10 protein-coding genes and 1 pseudogene are annotated in these 12,889 nt (G+C 64.9%); 8 read left to right on the forward strand and 3 right to left on the reverse strand.

All coding sequences use genetic code 11. The features are described 5' to 3' along the window. Positions 1-37: 37 nt before the first annotated feature. Complete coding sequence (gene egtB, locus ACZZ0O_RS06725; protein ID WP_463590351.1) at positions 38-1,327, forward strand: ergothioneine biosynthesis protein EgtB; 1,290 nt, start codon at positions 38-40, stop codon at positions 1,325-1,327. Beyond that, entirely contained in the window at positions 1,324-2,310 is a 987-nt protein-coding gene (egtD, locus tag ACZZ0O_RS06730) for an L-histidine N(alpha)-methyltransferase (protein WP_323520003.1), read from the forward strand. Before egtB ends, egtD begins: the two co-directional genes overlap by 4 nt. Positions 2,311-2,368: 58 nt before the next feature. Here egtD and ACZZ0O_RS06735 read toward each other — a convergent pair whose 3' ends face one another. From ACZZ0O_RS06735 to ACZZ0O_RS06745, 3 genes are all read right to left on the reverse strand, one after another. Beyond that, on the reverse strand, positions 2,369-3,646 hold the full coding sequence (locus ACZZ0O_RS06735; RefSeq protein WP_463590352.1) for a type II toxin-antitoxin system HipA family toxin: 1,278 nt from the start codon (positions 3,644-3,646) through the stop codon (positions 2,369-2,371). Then, positions 3,643-4,299 (reverse strand): helix-turn-helix transcriptional regulator, encoded by a 657-nt coding sequence (locus ACZZ0O_RS06740; RefSeq protein WP_463592407.1) that lies wholly within the window; start codon positions 4,297-4,299, stop codon positions 3,643-3,645. The genes ACZZ0O_RS06735 and ACZZ0O_RS06740 overlap by 4 nt, the downstream gene beginning before the upstream one ends. Before the next feature lie 144 nt (positions 4,300-4,443). Further along, on the reverse strand, positions 4,444-8,136 hold the full coding sequence (locus tag ACZZ0O_RS06745) for an indolepyruvate ferredoxin oxidoreductase family protein (RefSeq protein ID WP_463590353.1): 3,693 nt from the start codon (positions 8,134-8,136) through the stop codon (positions 4,444-4,446). 195 nt (positions 8,137-8,331) lie between these two features. Here ACZZ0O_RS06745 and ACZZ0O_RS06750 point away from each other — a divergent pair, with 195 nt between their 5' ends. From ACZZ0O_RS06750 to ACZZ0O_RS06775, 6 genes and pseudogenes are all read left to right on the forward strand, one after another. Beyond that, entirely contained in the window at positions 8,332-8,967 is a 636-nt protein-coding gene (locus ACZZ0O_RS06750) for a tetratricopeptide repeat protein (protein WP_323526650.1), read from the forward strand. A 382-nt stretch (positions 8,968-9,349) separates the two neighbouring features. Continuing rightward, positions 9,350-9,461 (forward strand): annotated as a pseudogene (locus ACZZ0O_RS06755) (penicillin acylase family protein); the annotation flags it as partial. 106 nt (positions 9,462-9,567) lie between these two features. Next, positions 9,568-10,485: an AEC family transporter gene (locus ACZZ0O_RS06760; RefSeq protein WP_055853790.1), complete on the forward strand. Its 918-nt coding sequence runs from the start codon at positions 9,568-9,570 to the stop codon at positions 10,483-10,485. A gap of 66 nt (positions 10,486-10,551) precedes the next feature. After that, positions 10,552-11,610 carry a hypothetical protein gene (locus ACZZ0O_RS06765; RefSeq protein ID WP_463590354.1) on the forward strand — a complete coding sequence of 353 codons (1,059 nt, stop codon included), beginning with the start codon at positions 10,552-10,554 and terminating at the stop codon, positions 11,608-11,610. Between the two features lie 152 nt (positions 11,611-11,762). After that, positions 11,763-12,395, forward strand: coding sequence for a ParA family protein (locus ACZZ0O_RS06770; RefSeq protein ID WP_055853787.1), 633 nt, complete (start codon positions 11,763-11,765; stop codon positions 12,393-12,395). Positions 12,396-12,410: 15 nt separating this feature from the next. After that, complete coding sequence (locus tag ACZZ0O_RS06775; RefSeq protein ID WP_055853785.1) at positions 12,411-12,887, forward strand: SixA phosphatase family protein; 477 nt, start codon at positions 12,411-12,413, stop codon at positions 12,885-12,887. Positions 12,888-12,889: the final 2 nt, after the last annotated feature.

Genomic DNA, 12,889 nt, shown 5'->3' on the forward strand with positions numbered 1-12,889 from the left:
CGCCGACACGGCGCGTTCACGGACGCTCCTCAAGCATATGGCGATGTCTGCACTCTCACCCCTGGTGGTCGACCGCCAGCAACAGCAGTTGACGCTGCTGCAACGCTACGCGCAGACCCGCGCGCTGAGCGACCGTCTTGCCGCACCCCTGAGCGCGGAAGACGCGATGGTGCAGAGCATGCCCGATGCCAGCCCCAGCAAATGGCATCTGGCGCATACCACCTGGTTTTTTGAACGCTTCGTACTGCAGGCCGACCCTGCGTACCGCGTCTTCGACCCGGCGTGGGATTTCTTGTTCAATAGTTACTATCAAAGTGTGGGCCCGATGCATGCGCGTACACGTCGCGGCGTGTTGTCGCGGCCATCGCTGCAGCAGGTGCGCGACTACCGCGCGGCCGTCGACACCCACATGCAGCAGCGCTTGCAAGATGGCGCGCTCGACGCGCAGGCCTGCACCATCGTGCAACTCGGTATCCAGCACGAGCAGCAGCACCAGGAATTATTGCTGACCGACATCAAGCACGCGCTGTGGAGCAATCCGCTGCAGCCGGCCTACCGCGATGCGCCCGCCCCCGAAGCTGCATTGCCGAGTGCACTGCGTTGGCATGCGCGCGATGAGCAGATTGCAGAGATCGGTGCAGCCGCGTGGCCGCAGTGCGACACGTTTGCCTACGACAACGAGTCGCCGCGTCACCGCGTGCTGATCGGGGCGCATGCCTTGGCCAACCGTGTCGTCACCAATGCCGAGTTCCAGGAGTTCATCGACGCCGGCGGTTACCGCAGCGCCGGTGCCTGGCTCAGCGATGGCTGGGCGATGGTGCAGGCGCAGGGTTGGCAGCATCCGCTGTACTGGGATGCAGATGGACGCGAATTCACCCTGGATGGCTGGCGCACGCGCGATGCGCACGCGCCGGTCTGTCACCTGAGCCTGTTCGAAGCCGATGCGTTCGCACGCTGGGCCGGTGCGCGTCTGCCCACCGAAGCAGAGTGGGAACAAGCGGCTGCCGGGGTGCCGGTGCAGGGCAATTTTGTCGATACCGACGCACTGCATCCCCGCGCTGCGCAGGCCGTCGATACCGGCATGCAGCAGCTGTTTGGCGATGTGTGGGAGTGGACCGGCAGTGCCTATCTGCCGTATCCGGGTTTCGCACCATGGCCTGGCTCGTTGGGCGAATACAACGGCAAATTCATGAATGCGCAATGGGTGCTACGCGGTGGCAGCTGCGCCACGCCGGCCAGCCACCTGCGCGCCAGTTATCGCAACTTTTTCCCCTCCGATGCGCGTTGGCAGTTTGCCGGCGTGCGTCTTGCCAAGGATCTGCCTTGAACGCCGCCGCCCATGCCATGCAACGCGCCCATGCCGCGCTGACCGATCTGCGTCCGCAGCCGGACGACATCACCGCCGACGCACTAGCGGGCCTGTCGCAAACACCCAAGACGCTGCCGTCCAAGTATTTCTATGACGCCCGCGGCTCGCAGCTGTTCGAAGCCATCACCCGGCAGCCGGAGTATTACCTAACCGGCACAGAATTGACGTTGCTGGAAGCCAGCATGTCCTCGATCGCGCAGGCGATTGGCCCCGACGTGCATGTGGTCGAATACGGCAGCGGCAGTGGCCGCAAGACCGAGCTGCTGCTGCAAGGCCTGCGCGATGTGGTGGCGTACACGCCATTGGAAATTTCGCGCACCGCATTGCTGGAAAGCACGGCTCGCTTGACCCAGCAATTTCCGCAGATTCAGATGCTGCCGGTCTGCACCGACTTCACCAAGCCGTTGCGCCTGCCCGATGCGCAGCGTCCTTCGCGCCGACACGTAGTGTTCTTCCCCGGCTCGACGCTAGGCAACTTCACCGACACTGCAGCCATCGCCTTGATGGATGCGATGCGCCAGACCATGGGCAGCGATGGCTGCGCCTTGATCGGCATCGATCTGGACAAGGACGCCAGCCTGATCGAAGCCGCTTACAACGATGCGGCCGGCGTCACTGCCGAGTTCACGTTGAACCTGTTGGCGCGGCTCAATCGCGAGATCGGCAGCGACTTCGATCTGGATGGTTTCCGTCACCACGCGGTGTATGCGCGCGAACGCGGCCGCATCGAAACCTTTTTGATCAGTCAGCGCGACCAACGCGTGCACGTGGGCGGAAAGGAATTCGCCTTTGCCGAAGGCGAAGCCATGCAGGTCGAATACAGCTACAAATACACCGATGCGCGTTTTGCCGAACTGGCCGCCGCCGCCGGGCTCAAGGTCACGCACGGCTGGAACGATGCGAAGGATTGGTTCGGGCTGCGCCTGCTGCGCCCGGTGTGAGCGAACCGGATCGCCACCATGGCCGAGTGCGGCCTGGCGATACGGTTCCAACCATCGATCAGTTCGATTGCAACAGTGTGCGCATGCGGTGGCACGAAGCGGCGATGGCATCCACCAGCGCATCTAGAACCGGATGCGCGACGCCTTCCTGCCGAAGCACGACAGCAAGATCACGCGCCTGATCGGGCAGATCGCTTGCGGCCATTTCCATCCAGGCGAGGCAGGTCATGCCGTCCAGGCGCAGCGTTTCGGCCAGTTGCTGCCAGTCGCCTGGACGAATGTCCCACCAGCGATAGTGGCTGCCGATCTTCATTGCCATCTTGATTTTGCGCTGTTGCAGCTGCGGATACGGCAGGGCGCTGGAGATGTCATACAACGGTGCCAGCCGGACCTGTCGGTGTTGGCCGAGCAGCAGCGAATAGTTCTTCGCGTGCGCATCGGTGCCGCCGATCAGGTGGTTGAAGACCAACGCCTGGAACAAGGTGTCGATGTCCTGCCGCGGCTGCGAGGAGTGCGTCCACAACAGTTGCGACAGCGCAGCCGGTCCCGGGCCGCCCTGGTTCTGGTACTTGATCTGCGGCATCACTCCCAGCGCTTGGCAGACGTCTTCCTGGTGTACGCGCAGCAGCCTGCCGTCGCTGGCGATGCGGTCGTAACGTTCGACGCAAATGGCGGTTTCATCGCCGAAGCGCAGCGCCTGGGCGGCGGCGCTCGGCAGGCCGATGCTGCGCGCCAGGCGCAGGCAGAACAGCTCGTTCTCGACGAACCCGTCGTATTCGCCGCTCGGTGGTTTGAGGATATGCGTGGTCGGGATGCGTCCGGCCGGGATGGCCCACTGCTGCCCGTCGTGCAGCAACGCGATCTTGGCCTGCGCGCCGGCCAGGCTGAACTGCCCGACGTCATCGACTTGGCGCGCCGCGCCGATGTCCTGGCGCAGCCTGTGCAAGCGTGCTTCCAGTTCGCCATCCGTGAGCGGCTCGATGCTGTCGCTGGCGCCGGACAGCACATCCTCAAGCCGGGCTTCGGTGACGAACTGCACCGCACCAGCGCAATCCTCGCCGACGTGCGACAACAGGGCGAGCGGGTTGCGCGGAGAGACCTGGAACCTGGAGGCCCAGCGTTGCAAGGTGGCTTCGTTGTCTGGCAACAAGCCCCACAGCACTGCACTGACCGCCTCGGTGCGGTGATCCTCCTTGCTCAGGGGAAGGTTCAACGACAGCGGTATCGCACTTTTCGAATGCTGCCAGTCCGGCGTGTAGGTGAACCGTGGATGCCCATGCGGGTCGGGCGCCAGATAGCCGATCACCTGGTTTTCGATCAGTGCGATCAGTCTCACGGATCGCCCTTCTTTTTAGAAGATGCTGATATGACTTTGGAAATTTTCGCTGCCTTGCCAACCTTCGAACGATCAAGTGCGGAGAACTGGTTCTGCAAGACTTCATTCACTACATGTTTTTCATTCGGTGCATTGATCATTGAGGGATATTGATTCAGCGCTGCTGTTAAGGCTGCCTGCGCCGGAGACTGTTTTAGAGCATCCAATACTGCCCGTGCCGGAGACTGCTTTAGAGCATCCAATGCCGAGGATGGTCTGAGTAAGCCTGCATTTTTCAGGCTATCGAGCGACGAGAATTGGTTCTTGAGGAGGGTGTTGTTGAACGCATTGAGAACGTCGGTTCCCACTGGTGGATTGGACCGGTTATGTTCAACGATCGCGTCGAGATTGATCGGCGTCACGGTGCTGCGATCGGGCACGTGCGCTTGCGGAGCCTGAGCAACGCCTGGGCCCAGCATCAACTCCAGTCCCAACGCCTGCAGTGCTCTCAGGATCAGTTGCAGCTCCGCGCGCGGCTTGCCTTTCTCGATATCGACGACCCATTGCCGGCTTACGCCGATTTCGTTGGCCAGGCGAGCCTGATCCCAGCCTAAGCGCTTACGCCTGGCGCGGACGATGTTGCCGATATCGGAAGGCGTGCGGACAGTATCCATGGCTGCAATGTAAGCGATCGACGACATTGGCGCAATGTCGTCGATCGCTTACATCGACAGGCCGATTCGCGCTCAAGCACCCAGTCATCTCCAGCTGGATGTCGTCGATCGCTTACATCGGCGAAGTGTCATCGCTCGGCGACATCAAGCTGCCTGCACCACATGCAGCACCTTCGGATTGCGCCACTGCGCCAACAAGGCCGCTTCGCGCGCCTTGGCCTCACGCAGATGCGCCTCCTTGACGTGCCCATAGCCACGGATGTGTTCGGGAATGCTGGCGATCTGCGCGGCAAGCCCCACGTTGTTGGCATCCACGCTGTCCAGCAGCCCGTCCACGGTGGCGAGGTAATCGACAATCAGTTGGCGCTCGCTGCGCCGCTCGGCGGTGTAGCCGAACACATCGAGCTTGCCCCCGCGCAGGAATTTCAGACGTGCCAGCAGCTTGAAAGCGCTGAACATCCACGGCCCGTATTCGCGCTTGATCAAATGGCCGTGTGCATCCTTCTTGGTCAGCAGCGGCGGTGCCAGGTGAAAGCGCACCGTGTAGTCGCCTTCGAACTGCTGCTGCAGCCGGCGCTGGAAATCGCCACGCGTATACAACCGCGCCACTTCATATTCGTCCTTGTAGGCCATCAGCTTGAAGGCGTAGCGCACCACGGCTTCGGTCAGTGCACTGCTGCCGGGGACGCGTTGGGCCTCGTGTGCATGCACGCGCTCCACCAGCGCGCGATAACGCTGCGCATAGGCAGCGTCCTGGTAGTCGGTGAGAAACGCGATGCGGCGGGTAATCGCCTCGTCCAGCGACTGCGCCAGCTGCTCATCGTCGAGTGGATGCACCGGTGCATCCACATCGCCATGCAGTGTGCTGCCATCGGTTTGCGCCAACGCACGCGGTGCGTTCTGTCCGCTGAGAGTGTGGTCTTCCCAGCTGCCGGGCGCACGCGCGGCGGGTGTGTCACCGTGTCGATGTGCAGACGCGTCAGCGTTGGCCAGACCTGCAGCGCGTTGCACCGCCGGCAGATCCACCGCCGCCAGTCGGCCCCAGGCGAAGGCCTGCTGATTCATCGCCACCGCCGCGCCATTGAGTTCGATCGCACGCATCAATGCCGCATGCGACAACGGCACCAACCCGTGCTGCCAGGCATAGCCGAGCACGAACAGATTGCTGGCGATCGCATCGCCCAGCAGTGCAGTGGCCAGCTGCGTGGCGTCCAGCAATAACGGCTCCTGTCCGCCAAGCGCGGTACGCACACCGGCAATGATCTCGGCAGCCGGGAACTGCAGATCCGGCTGCGTGGTGAAGCTGCCCGGCATCGCTTCATAGGTGTTGAGGACCACCTGGGTGCGGCCATCGCGCACCTTGGACAGCGCCCAATAATCGTTGACCACCACCATGTCGCAGCCCACCACCAGGTCGGCTTCGCCGGCGGCAATGCGCACCGCATGGATGTCGCCGGGCGTGCGCGCGATGCGGATATGCGTGGTGACCGCGCCGCCTTTTTGCGCCAGGCCGGTCTGGTCCAGCACCGTGGCGCCCTTGCCTTCCAGGTGCCCGGCCATGCCCAGCAGCGCACCGATGGTGACCACGCCAGTGCCGCCGACGCCGGTGATCAGGATGTTCCAGGGTTGCTCCAGCGTGGTGCGCTGCGGCGGTGCGGGCAGGTTATCCAGCAATGCGCTGGCATCGCGTTGTTTGCCCTTGCGCGGCGCGCCGCCATGCACGGTGACAAAGCTCGGGCAGAACCCGGAGACGCAGGAATAATCCTTATTGCAATTGGATTGATCGATCTGCCGTTTGCGCCCGAATTCGGTTTCCTTCGGCAGCACCGACACGCAAAAACTTTTCTCGCCGCAATCGCCGCAGCCTTCGCAGACCAGCGAATTGATCATGACGCGCTTGGGCGGGTCGACCAGCTTGCCGCGCTTGCGGCGTCGGCGTTTTTCGGTGGCGCAGGTCTGATCGAAGATCAGGATCGACACACCCTTGACCGTGCGCAGGTGCTGTTGCACCGCATCCAGCTCGCCACGATCATGAAATGCCACATCAGCGGGAAATAGATCGCGCCGCCGCGTCCACTTGCCGATGTCGTCGCTGACAACCGCAATCTCGTGGATACCTTCGGCGCGCAGCTGATGGGCGATGTCCGGCACGGTGAGCGTGCCGTCCACCGGCTGGCCGCCGGTCATGGCCACCGCATCGTTGTAGAGAATCTTGTAGGTGATGTTGACGCCGGTGGCGACCGATTGGCGAATCGCCAACGAGCCGCTGTGGAAATACGTGCCATCGCCCAGGTTCTGGAACACGTGCGGGGTGTCGGTAAACGGCGCCTGCCCCGACCAGGTCACGCCTTCGCCGCCCATGTGGGTGAAGGTGTCGGTGGAGCGGTTCATCCAGGTCACCATGTAATGGCACCCGATGCCGCCCAGCGCGCGCGAGCCTTCCGGCACCACCGTGGAGGTGTTGTGCGGGCAGCCCGAGCAGTAATGCGGTACGCGCGGGAACTGCGCGCGCGGCAAGGCCATTTCCGCTTCCTTGGTCTCCATCCAGCGCAACCGCTGCTCGATCGAATCGGCAGTGAAAAACCGCTGGATACGCTTGCCGATCACCGCGGCGATCGTGGCCGGCGTCAGCTCGCCGGTCGACGGCAAAATCCATGCGCCGTGTTCGTCGTACTTGCCGACGATGCTTGGCCGCGCACCCGCGTTGGCCGGCCAGTTGTAGAACAGCTCCTTCATCTGGCGCTCGATGAAGGCCTTCTTTTCTTCCACCACCACGATGTCGTCGAGCCCCTGCGCGAACGCGCTGATGCCCACCGGTTCCAGCGGCCAGGTCATGCCGACCTTGTACACGCGGATACCGATCTGCGCGCAGGCCTGCGCATCCAGGCCCAGGTATTCCAGCGCCTGCAATACGTCCAGATAGCTCTTGCCGGTGGTGACGATGCCCAGCCGCGCACGTGGCGAATCCAGCACGATCCGGTCGATCTGGTTTGCCCGTGCGAATGCCTGCGCCGCCGCCACCGCATAGCGATGCAGGCGCATTTCCTGATCCACCGGCGGGTCCGGCCAACGGATGCTCAAACCGCCCGGCGGCAGCGCGAAATCCTCCGGCAGCACAATGCTGCGCGCGAATGGGTCCACCTGCACCGACGCGGACGATTCCACCGTCTCGGCGATGGTCTTGAAGCCGATCCAGCGCCCGGTGTAGCGGCTCATCGCCCAGCCCAGCAAGCCCATGTCCAGGATGTCCTGCACCCCGGCCGGGTTGAGGATGGGCATCATCGCGCTGACGAATTCGTCTTCCGACCCATGCGGCAGCGTCGAGCTGCGGCAGGCATGGTCGTCGGCGGCCAGCGCCAGCACGCCGCCAAACGGCGAAGTGCCGGCAGCATTGCCGTGCTTGAACACATCGCCGCTGCGGTCCACGCCCGGGCCCTTGCCGTACCACATGCCGTACACGCCCTGCACCTTGGCGCCGGGGAACAGGTTGGTCTGCTGGGTGCCCCACACCATGGTGGCGGCCAGGTCCTCGTTGAGGCCCGGGGTGAAGGTCACCCTGGCGGCATCCAGATGCTTGCGCGCGCGCCACAGTTCCAGATCCAGCCCGCCCAAGGGGCTGCCGCGATAGCCGCTGATGAAGCCGGCGGTATCCAGGCCGGCCGCGTCGTCGCGCAGGCGTTGCAGCAACGGCAGCCGCACCAGGGCCTGCACGCCGGACAGATAGATGCGCCCATCGGTGCGCGTGTATTTGTGGTCCAGCGTGTAGTCCGCATCCACCCGGCCGAGCTCCGGCGTGTTGGCAGAGTCGGGAGAAGAGAGTGCAGCGGTACTGGTCATGGCGTGCCCGGAAAGGGTGGCTGGGACCCGGTGCGTGTCATCTGAAACCAATGACCCGCCCGACGGATTCCAAAACGGCGGCGCAAAGTGTAACAGTCAGCCTTCACGCGCCCGTTCGCATGCGGATGCGCAGCCGTCGCGCTGCGGGTAGGATGGGGACGGGAAGGGTCGTTTGCTGTTTCAGGGGAAAATACAGTGAAAAGGAAATACGCATGGGCCGCCTTGGTCCTGCTCGGAGGCGTGTGGTCGCTGGCGCAGGCGCAGAGCTTGCCCAAGCCCAAGGAGTTCTATTTCGACGAAGACCGCAGCACCACCAAGGCCGTGGTCGCGGTGCCGGGGCAGGGCGATGCGGTGGTCGACCGTCTGGCAGCGATGGTGCAGCGTGACGCACGCGCCGCCGAACCGCGCGCCCAGCTGGCGTCGCTGGCCTATGCCGGCGGACGGACGCAACTGGGCGATGAGCTGTACCAGGGGGCATTGGCATTGGTCTCCAATGGCAGCCAGCAATATCGGGCCATCAGCTGGAACTACGGCTGGGACCTGGTGCGCGCCGACAAGCCTGACAAGGCGTTGCAGCAGTGGGCCAACCTGGCCAATGGCCGCCCGGCCACGCCGGAATGGTTGCCCATCACCGCCGCACTGACGTTGTGGCGGGCGGGACGCAAGCAGGAGGCTACCGAGTGGTATGCCGCCGCCGTGCGCACCTGGCCCGATCGCTGGAGCAGCACCGCCAATTACGCCAGCCTGCTGCCGGATTGGCGCGACGCAGAGCGCACCAGCCTGGCGGAGGTCTTTGCGGCATGGCAGGCCAGCCCGCCGGCGTTTCCGTAAGCGACGCACCGCGCTGCAGGGATCGCCTGCAGCGCATGCCGTGCAGTGATCTGCAGGTTTGCTGCAGGGTCCGTGCCGGCCCACCATCGCGGGACACGCTGCAAGGACGTCCTAGTCAGCCCTTACGCGGCAGCCATACCGCTTAAGGTCCCGCGACGGTGAGCGGGCAAGGACCCGTCCAGGTGGTCGGTATGCAGGGCTTTCAATAAAGCAGCCAGCAACCTGCCTGGTGCGGTGTCCTCGCCGATTGCGGACTCGATGGCGGCATGGATACCGCCATCGAGCCCGCAGCGATGGGTTCACGGCTTGTCCCGCGAGCGGCGAGGGCACCGCGCCCTCGACAGACTGGCTTCGGGATAGGCAAACGATGGAAGTCTCGCTGCGCACCGATGGCGACGCGTTCTTCGTGCAGGGATTCAATGGCGCGCGCGACCGCTTGTTCCGGCTTCGATCTGTTGCGCCGTAAAGGGCCTGGCCATCTGGCCGACGCGTTCCTCGCCTGAGCGCGACGCCACGCTAGCCCTCCTCCACTCCTCCCCCAATGCCTGGACCCGGCGCTGTGCGATTCTGTGCATCGCTCTCCAACAGACACGATCAGCCATGGCGGTGGATGCATTTGCGTTGATCCTGGCGATGCTGGGGCTTGGCCTGGTGTTCGCGCGGCTCAAGGTGCTGCCGGACAACAGCGCCGACGTGCTCAACCGCATCGTGTTGTACATCTGTCTGCCTGCCTCGGTGCTGACCTACGTGCCGCGCCTGCACCTGGACGCCTCGCTCGCTGGGGTGATCGCCACACCATGGCTGCTGACCGCGATCATCGTGCCGCTGCTGTGGGGCTGCAGCCGCGTGTTGCGCTTCGGCCGTGCCGAGTACGCCGCGCTGCTGATGTGCGTGGTGTTCACCAACTCCAGCTTCATCGGGTTTCCGATGGTGCGCGCGCTGCTGGGCGACCAGGCCCTGCCGTACGCGGTGGTGTACGACCAGTTCGGCACCTTCGTGCTGCTGTCCACCTTCGGCCTGTACGTGCTGGCGCGCTATAGCGGCGATACGCCGCCCACCGCAAAAATCATACTGACCCGTGTCCTCAAGTTCCCGCCGCTGTGGGCGCTGCTGTTCGCGCTGACGCTGATGCCCGCGCAGCCACCGGCCTGGATCGGCGCAGGCCTCAAGAGCCTGGCCGATGCGATGTTGCCGCTGGTGATGCTGGCGGTGGGCTTTTCGCTGCAGTTGCGTCTGCCCGCCGACGAACTCAAGCCACTCGCGGTGGGGCTGATCTTCAAGCTGGCGGTGATGCCGATCCTGGCGCTGCCGCTGTCCTGGGCGCTCGGCCTGCGCGGGCTGATGCTGCAGACCAACGTGCTCGAATCGGCCATGCCCACCATGATCACCGCCGCCGCGCTGGCCATCTCCCATCGGCTGGCTCCCAGGCTGGCAGCCGCCATGGTCGGCTACAGCATCCTGCTCTCGCTGCTGACCTTGCCCGCCTGGTCCTGGTTGCTGGCGCGCCTGGTGGCTTGATACGCCCGCAGCGGCATGAAATGCTGGCCTGCGGCATGGCGCCGCGCTCACACGGAAGACAAGCACATGCAGGGATATCGTCAGATCGCAGTTGCGCTGCTGTGCCTTGGCACCAGCCTGTCGGCCTCTGCGGCAACAGCGCCTGCCACGCCCGACCCCGTCAATGCACCCGAGGTGCAGCAGTGGGCGCAGCAAGTTGGCCAGGCCATGCAGGCGCGGCTGCAGACCCTGGCCGCCAGCCAACAGCCGCGTCAGCGTTATGTTGCAGGCCTTCTATGGATCAGCGATGACGCGCAGGCTGATGCGCAGTCCGCCGCCACCGGCTATGCGCCAGCCCAGCGGGCAGTGCTGCAAGGAGCGCTGGATGCACGGCCCCGCGATTTGCTGGTCGCGCGCGTAGAGGCCAACGGCTGCCCGGCGGAGCTGCGCTGCGACCCAGCCGGCGCAGTGGTTTTTCTGGAGCAAGCCGATGCCGGCAACGCCGATGCGCCGTTGCGGGCCTTCAGCGCCGCGCAGCGACGTGGCGATCGGCTCGCCGCCGAATCCGCCTGGCAGGCCGCCGCACGCGCAGACCATTTCGACAGCGGCGCCGTTGCGCTGGGGCAGGCCTTGCACGCCGCCTATGCCGGGATGCAATGGCCACAACTGCAATCGGTGCAGCTGCGCGCGCAACTGCAGGCACAAGATCTGCCGTCCACTGGTGCGGAGATGGCGATGGGCTACGTGATGGGCGCCTGGGCGGCGCACGTGATTCCCTCGCTGGCCGAGGTCACGCGCCGATGCACCCCGCCCATCGCCGCACCTGCATTGCGCGATGAGTGCATGGCCATCCTCGGCAACCTGGGCAACGACGACGCAATGCTGGTAACAGCGTTGATCGGCTCCGAGCGCATGGCAGCGCTGAGCACCGGCCGCGATGCTGCGTATTGGCAAGCGCGGGTACGCGAGTTGCGGTGGTTGCAGCAGCATCAACAGCGCCGCACGCCCAGTTTTGCCACGGCCGCTGCTGAGGTCGAGATCACGTTGACGCAAGGTGAAATCCCCTCATTGCGCGCGTCCTTGCAACGTAGCGGCATTGCCGCTTTGCCTCCGGCGGACTGGCATCCGGTCGCCGCAATTCGCTGAGACACAAGGTGCGCCGCAAACGTGCGCGGCTGAACCGTGCGCCGATGCTGCACTGCGATGACAAACGCGCGCGTCGCGTTTAACGCGTTTCGACTACTTCCTCACCTTGCCGCGGTGTACGCTGCCGGCTTGCTCCCGGAAGCGAGGCGTGCATGAAGACAGTCCTGGTGGCCGCTTCCAAAGGCGGCGTCGGCAAGACCACGATCGCCACCAACCTGGCCGCATATGCGGCCCTGCAGGGCCAGCGCACCGTGCTGGCAGATGCCGATCCGCAAGGTTCGTCCACGCGCTGGGCGCAGCGACGCGCCAGCCTCGAAAGTGCGGTGCTGCCGATCGACGCCACCAAGCGCCGCAACTGGCAAGCGGCGGTCCCCGATGGCACCGACCAGCTGATCATCGACGCGCCGGCCGGTGCGATGGCCGACGACCTCAGCGGGTTCCTGGACCACGTCGACGCCATCGTGGTGCCGGTGCTGTCCTCGGCACTGGACATCGAAGCGGTGGTGGGCTTTCTCAACACGCTGGCCAAAGTGCCGCGCGTACACCAGCGCAAGCTCCCCGTCGGCCTGGTGCTCAACCGCGCCCGACCCTGGACCCAGACTTCGCAGCAGGCCGCCGAGATGATCGGGACCTGGCCATATCCGCTGGTGACCCAATTGCGCGACACCCAGGCCTACGTGGTCATGGCCGGGCTGGGGCGCAGCTTGTTCGATTACCGCTCGGCGCAGGTGCGCGACCATCAACAGGACTGGGAGCCGCTGTTGAAGTGGCTCAAGAAGTCCTAGAACCGGAAAGTTCCTATGCGCGAATTGATCTTGTTGCGACACGCCCATGCAGAGCCGGCCGATACCGGCCAGGCCGATTTCGACCGCCCGCTGTCCCCGCACGGCATCGCCGAAGCGGAGTCTGCCGGGCGCTGGCTGCGCGAACAGCGGCTGGTCCCCGACCGCGTGCTGTGCTCGCCGGCCCGGCGCTCCCGCGAGACGCTGGAGGCGGTGCTCGAGCTCACCGGCTATATCGAACAACGGCTGGACGAACGCATCTACGAGGCCACCCCCGGCACCCTGGCCAGCTTGGTGGACGAACACCGCGAGGCCGAGCGCCTGCTGCTGGTCGGCCACAACCCGGGCCTGGAGCGGCTGGCCGCGCTGATGCACAGCGGGCAGACCGGCGACTACCGCGGCATGCCGACCGCCTCGATCGTCTTGCTGGCCCTGCCACTGGACGCCACCATCGAGCCGGGGATCGCCCGTTTGACCGCCTTCTGGTGGCCTTGATC

The organism is Xanthomonas sp. AC360, assembly GCF_979258225.1.

Excerpts from the sequence above, each read along its gene's own strand:
- egtB (WP_463590351.1), top strand. The coding sequence starts at position 38 with ATGGCGATGTCTGCACTCTCACCCCTGGTGGTCGACCGCCAGCAACAG.
- ACZZ0O_RS06740 (WP_463592407.1), bottom strand. The coding sequence starts at position 4,299 with ATGGATACTGTCCGCACGCCTTCCGATATCGGCAACATCGTCCGCGCC.
- ACZZ0O_RS06745 (WP_463590353.1), bottom strand. The coding sequence starts at position 8,136 with ATGACCAGTACCGCTGCACTCTCTTCTCCCGACTCTGCCAACACGCCG.
- ACZZ0O_RS06760 (WP_055853790.1), top strand. The coding sequence starts at position 9,568 with ATGGCGGTGGATGCATTTGCGTTGATCCTGGCGATGCTGGGGCTTGGC.
- ACZZ0O_RS06765 (WP_463590354.1), top strand. The coding sequence starts at position 10,552 with ATGCAGGGATATCGTCAGATCGCAGTTGCGCTGCTGTGCCTTGGCACC.
- ACZZ0O_RS06770 (WP_055853787.1), top strand. The coding sequence starts at position 11,763 with ATGAAGACAGTCCTGGTGGCCGCTTCCAAAGGCGGCGTCGGCAAGACC.
- ACZZ0O_RS06775 (WP_055853785.1), top strand. The coding sequence starts at position 12,411 with ATGCGCGAATTGATCTTGTTGCGACACGCCCATGCAGAGCCGGCCGAT.